This is a genomic window from Syntrophomonas palmitatica JCM 14374 (assembly GCF_001311885.1).
GTDB lineage: Bacteria > Bacillota > Syntrophomonadia > Syntrophomonadales > Syntrophomonadaceae > Syntrophomonas_A > Syntrophomonas_A palmitatica.
Window position 1 is genome coordinate 1 of the sequence record NZ_BBCE01000040.1, and the last position, 3,457, is coordinate 3,457.

The following is a 3,457-nucleotide window of genomic DNA, read 5'->3' on the forward strand; positions in this document are numbered from 1 at the left end:
CCCGGCCATGGTTGTGAAGCAAAAAAGCAAAGAGCTCTCTTGTTTTTTCCGCGCGCCACTTAATGGGTTCCTGGCCTTCCCATGACACCTGAAAACGTCCCAGACATTTTATCTGAAGCTTTCGTTTACCGTTTTCCTGAACGGCAGGCTTCTTTTTTATCAAACGATCAACCGTTTTTTTCAGACGTTCAGTACTCAATGGTTTTAATAGGTAATCCAAAGCGTTCAGTTCAAAAGCTTCTATGGCATATTGGTCATAAGCCGTTACAAAAACAATATCCGTGTCGGGGCTCAGGTCCAGTATCCTTGAAGCCGCGTCGATCCCGCGCAGTTGAGGCATGTTGATGTCCAGGAATACAACCTGAGGTCTTATCTGTCCAATTTCATTAATGGCTTTCAATGGACTAGTATACATTCCTGATATTGAAATCTCTGGATATTCTTTCAGCAAATGCTCAAGCATCCGTAGCGCGGGTCTTTCGTCATCCACCAGCACTGCGTTGATCATTTTTACTCACTCTCCGTCATTTTAGCGGGATGCACCATGTGATCTCGGTCCCATAACCTTGCGTACTGTTTATTTGAAGGCCTTTTCCGTAAAGCTTCTTCAATCTGCTATCTATATTCAACAAGCCGACGCCGCTTCCGAATTTACGCCTGAAGATGTTGTCCTTCGTTTCCGGCTCCATGCCGACGCCGTTGTCCTTGACCATAAAATGCAGAGCCGTCTCGCCACGCTCGATGCGTATTTCGATACGCCCTCCTTCATCCTTCGGCAATATCCCGTGCACCACCGCATTTTCAACAATAGGCTGAAGCACCAGAATCGGAACCCTGGTTTCAACGTCGTCTGGAAGGTAATAAACGACTTCTATCCTTTCCTCAAAGCGCGCCTTTTCAATTTCAAGATAGGCCTTGACAAACTCTAATTCGTTTTTCAAAGGCGTAAGCTGGCTCAAATCCTTGAAGTCAAAGCTGTGTCTTAAATAATTGCTGAAATCGATTAAAAGCCTCTTTGCCTGCTCCACATCATAACACGAAATGGAAACGAAGGTATTGATGGCATTATATAAAAAATGCGGTTTAATCTGAGCCTGAAGGAAAGCAAGCTCTGCGGCGGCTTTCTGGTCGTAATACTCGCGAATCCTCCTTGCCTGAATTACGATCTGCAGGAAGATAAATAGAAATAGCCCAATATAAATTGTTTCGCCGAAAGAGCTTTGAATAATATTAGTCCAATACAGGTCATCGTGTACATATGAGATAAGCAGGATACCCATGCTTGTGATATTTATCCAGCCGGCCCTATTATTCTTTTTGGCTCCGATTAAGACAATGATCAGGGAGCATATCGCCCCGGTTATGACAAAATAATCGAGCAAATAGACATATTGTGTGTAAAAAGCAGTATCTGTAAATATGAATATAATTTGAAACAAAGCAGCCACAACAGGGTATATCCTAACGGAAATCAGAGAAAATCGGGACCTGTAAAGTTCATGAAAATATAGCAAGGCAAAATATGCAACCCACAGAAAAGAGCTGTACCAGATAAATATGACAAGCTTCAGACTGATTCCCGGAAAGTAACTGAATAATGCAAATTGTCCCGCCATATCGAGCACTATCGCAATGATTAAGCAGAGCAACGCAAAATAAAGTGAATATTTCTGCGATCTTACTAAAATGAAAACAGTTAGAAACAAGGCTGCTGTGATTACGAGCACGCCGATTATAAAGGTTTCCTCCGCAGTCGAATGGTCGTTAAACAGAGCAATCGCTTTGGGACTTCCTAAATATAGATTATTCCAAAAACCTCCTCTGGCATAGTTAAAATTGGATACCTGAACGATTATATCAAATTCCTTTGCAGTCGTTTTGAAATAGACCGCTTGAGGCCTGTACTCACCTGTTTCACCGCTCCGGTCGGTAGACACCTTGCCGTTTGCAGCGACAAGTTCACCGTCTATGTATAAACTGTAAGCACTAGAAAACGAATAGGCTTTTAAGCCCAGGCCCGTCCCGGCCGGCAATCCGGTAATGACATGGAGTCTATATGTCGCGTAGCCCTGTCCGGGTAAGCTTTTACCATCGATCCTGTAATTATTCCAAACCTCGGGCACTTTAGACAGCAGGTCAGGCTTGATATTTGCATAAGTAAGATCATCATGACTGAGCAGCTTTTGCCAGTAAAACTCCCACTCGCCGCAAAGGCTGATCAAACCGTTCTGTTTTTCATTCCAGTTTGACAGATCAAGAACACCATGCTGGATTGACGGACTTTCGTTTTCATTGTCCAACAGCCTTATTACCCCTATAAGTAGCGCTGTTGTAAGAATAATGATAAACAGTATTGCTCTGTATATACCCTTATTTTTTATTATCCATTTCACATACTTAACCCCATATGGCAGTTTTAATTAATTATAGAACATGACTCATTTTATATTTGAATCAATATGTCATCTATATTTTAACCCTTTTTTTCGGGGTCAAAAAAGCGTCATTTATTTGCCGTTTTTTGGCCCCGAATTCAGTCAAAACCACTATATGTTGTGGTTAACCTCTACTATTTGTAAGCGATAAAATAAAAGGGAGAAAAAATGGCCACTAAAAACGGAGAATATTTACCGTAATGTTCCAAACCAGCTAAAATCGGCACTTTATGAACAGACCGCCCTCATAATAACCTCAAACAAGGGATTTGAAGACTGGGCAGAATTAATGGGAGACCCGGTTATTACCACAGCAATCCTGGATCGAATCGCTCATCACAGTTAGATATTCAACCTGACCGGCGATAGTTACCGTCTTAAACATCGAGACTCTATACTAAGACAGTAGTCCTATGGAAAATTAATGACCAAAGTTTCTCCAAAATACTTTACCGATTATACTGTATAGACCAAAAAAGGTGTCAAGAGAACCGTCCCCTCGACACCCTCAATTTCAAATTCTTCATAATAAGGAAGTTCTGTGAGGGTAATTATATCTCTCCCAAATCTTCCTCTTTCGTTGAATCCAATTATGTCAAGAACAGCATTTAAAAGGAAGGAATGCGATTCAACAAACCTTCGGGGAAAACGATACTCATCTTCATCACGAAGAACATCAACATAAATGAATGGAATTTTCTCACGGATATCTTTGGTAACACTTAATGGATAATATGGGTCCCGTGTATTTTTTGCCTTCTTCATATGGAGAAGCAGGATACTGGCATGTATTTCCTTTATTATCAATACATACGAAATCTGTTGTTAAGGTTCCAGCCGGTTTAGTACCGGTTTTCCTTTTATATGTTTTACAGCGCAATTCAAGTCCGGCAACATTGCACCTACATTTATTTCTCCATACTTCAGTGATTTCATCAAAATAAATTTGGATAATAATATCATTGGCAGTGTCTTGGTTGTGAAAATCCTCTTCTGAAAAAGTTCTATCAGTAGGCCATGTC

General features: G+C 41.1%; 5 protein-coding genes. 1 reads left to right on the plus strand and 4 read right to left on the minus strand.

Features of this window, described 5'->3' with window-relative positions; all coding sequences use genetic code 11:
- Nucleotides 1-508, minus strand: a 508-nt coding sequence (locus JCM14374_RS12735) for a LytR/AlgR family response regulator transcription factor (protein ID WP_157049125.1), incomplete at its 3' end; no start/stop codon positions are given.
- A 16-nt stretch (nucleotides 509-524) separates the two neighbouring features.
- A complete protein-coding gene (locus JCM14374_RS12740; RefSeq protein WP_157049126.1) occupies nucleotides 525-2,300 on the minus strand; it encodes a sensor histidine kinase in 1,776 nt (591 codons plus the stop codon).
- 325 nt (nucleotides 2,301-2,625) lie between these two features.
- On the opposite strand from JCM14374_RS12740, the gene JCM14374_RS13225 reads away from it, so the two are divergent.
- Entirely contained in the window at nucleotides 2,626-2,781 is a 156-nt protein-coding gene (locus tag JCM14374_RS13225; RefSeq protein ID WP_083454101.1) for an ATP-binding protein, read from the plus strand.
- A 110-nt stretch (nucleotides 2,782-2,891) separates the two neighbouring features.
- Here the strand turns inward: JCM14374_RS13225 and JCM14374_RS12745 are convergent, their stop codons facing one another.
- A complete protein-coding gene (locus tag JCM14374_RS12745; protein ID WP_207641636.1) occupies nucleotides 2,892-3,200 on the minus strand; it encodes a hypothetical protein in 309 nt (102 codons plus the stop codon).
- Between the two features lie 60 nt (nucleotides 3,201-3,260).
- Nucleotides 3,261-3,457, minus strand: a 197-nt coding sequence (locus tag JCM14374_RS14125) for a hypothetical protein (protein ID WP_207641637.1), incomplete at its 5' end; no start/stop codon positions are given.

Excerpts from the sequence above, each read along its gene's own strand:
- JCM14374_RS12745 (WP_207641636.1), bottom strand. The coding sequence starts at position 3,200 with ATGAAGAAGGCAAAAAATACACGGGACCCATATTATCCATTAAGTGTT.